At 65.6% G+C, this 1,282-nt stretch carries 1 protein-coding gene; it reads right to left on the bottom strand.

What is annotated here, in order from left to right:
- Positions 1-2 precede the first annotated feature (2 nt).
- The gene (locus tag ACIPK3_RS34410) at positions 3-1,178 is read right to left on the bottom strand and encodes a DUF6183 family protein (RefSeq protein WP_402576144.1); all 1,176 of its coding nucleotides are present in this window, start codon (positions 1,176-1,178) and stop codon (positions 3-5) included.
- Between the last annotated feature and the right edge of the window lie 104 nt (positions 1,179-1,282).

Genomic DNA, 1,282 nt, shown 5'->3' with positions numbered 1-1,282 from the left:
TCTCAGTCGATGTCCGTGGCTGCGAGCACCGCGATCTCCTGCCCGTCCGGTCGCAGGGCGGCCACGGCGAGGTCCCAGGCAACTTGGTGGAACCAATCCGATGAGGGGTCGGCGATGAACCAGTGAGCCTGTTCCACCAGCGCTGCCGTGTGGTCGATCGAGGCATCCGGTGCGGCACCGACCAGGCCGCCAAGGGAGCGCCAGGCAGCGAGCCGTCCGTACGCGCCATACATGCCGCTGCCGTAGGCGGGGCTGCGTACCGCAGCGGTGAGAAGTACCCGCAGCACCCTGTCCGGGGTGGCCGGGTGGAGCCGGGCTCGGCCCCCTTCCACTGGCCATGCGGCGAGTGAAAGTTGTTCGAAGACGGCTGCGAAGTCGCTCGGTGGGACAGGAGACGCGGACCAGAACTCCTGGGCGGCGACGCTGCCGTTGGACTGCTCGCACCAGTGCCTTACCGCAGCGCCCATTGACTCGGCTGCCTCCGGAACGGTGACCTCTACCGGATCTACCTCGACACTGCGTCGGCGCATCTCCGCTGAGACATGAAGTTCGGGTTGGTCGCTTTGCTTCTCGACCGTCGCTGGAGGCAGAGCCCACGTCCAGCCGTGTTGAACGTGCGCCGGCTTGAGTAGTCCACGTTCCGTAGGGAGCAGATGGAGCGGCAGGTGCGCAAGTGGGTGCCCCTCAGAGACAAGTACTTCTCCGAAAGATCGCAGAGGCGGGTACTCCGGGACTACGACGCCTTCGAGCACCAGCTCTTGCAGCAGGCAGGCCCTGAATTCGTCTGACGCCGCAGTGTCGAGCTCTTCACCGTAGACGACCGAGACGATGTCGGCGGGCCGATGCCCCCGGGCCACCATCTGAGCCAGGCGCCGCTCGGCCTTGATCCTTACCGACTCTCCCGTCTGGAGGCTATTTGGCAAGCACACCAAAGCACGCAGGCTCTGAGGTCCCGCTGTACTGGCCAGAGCCGTCTGCAGCCGGTCAAGCAGGAGAACGTGCGCGGACGGATCTCCTCCGTCGCAGGCGGCCCGTCGCTCGAGTTCCGCACCGAGCAGCGTCACCCACTCGCAGTCTCCGGACGAGACGCGCTGGCGGATCTCCTGGTCGAGCGCGGACACCGCTGAGAAGTCTCCGTCCAGCAGTTCTTGCATTCGCTGCGTCATGTCGCTGTCCATGATTCACCTTGTCTCACACTCGTCGAGCACGGGGGCTCGGTTGGCGCCGTGCAGCGTCAACCGAGCCCCCTGCTTCGGCTACGACACAACGTGATCGCTAAAGG

The organism is Streptomyces sp. NPDC086787 (assembly GCF_044745865.1).
Taxonomy (GTDB): domain Bacteria; phylum Actinomycetota; class Actinomycetes; order Streptomycetales; family Streptomycetaceae; genus Streptomyces.
The sequence above is the reverse complement of the archived record's forward strand: the minus strand, read 5'-3'. Positions and strand labels throughout refer to the sequence as shown.

Coding starts and splice junctions, on each gene's coding strand:
- ACIPK3_RS34410 (WP_402576144.1), bottom strand. CDS start 1,178: ATGGACAGCGACATGACGCAGCGAATGCAAGAACTGCTGGACGGAGAC.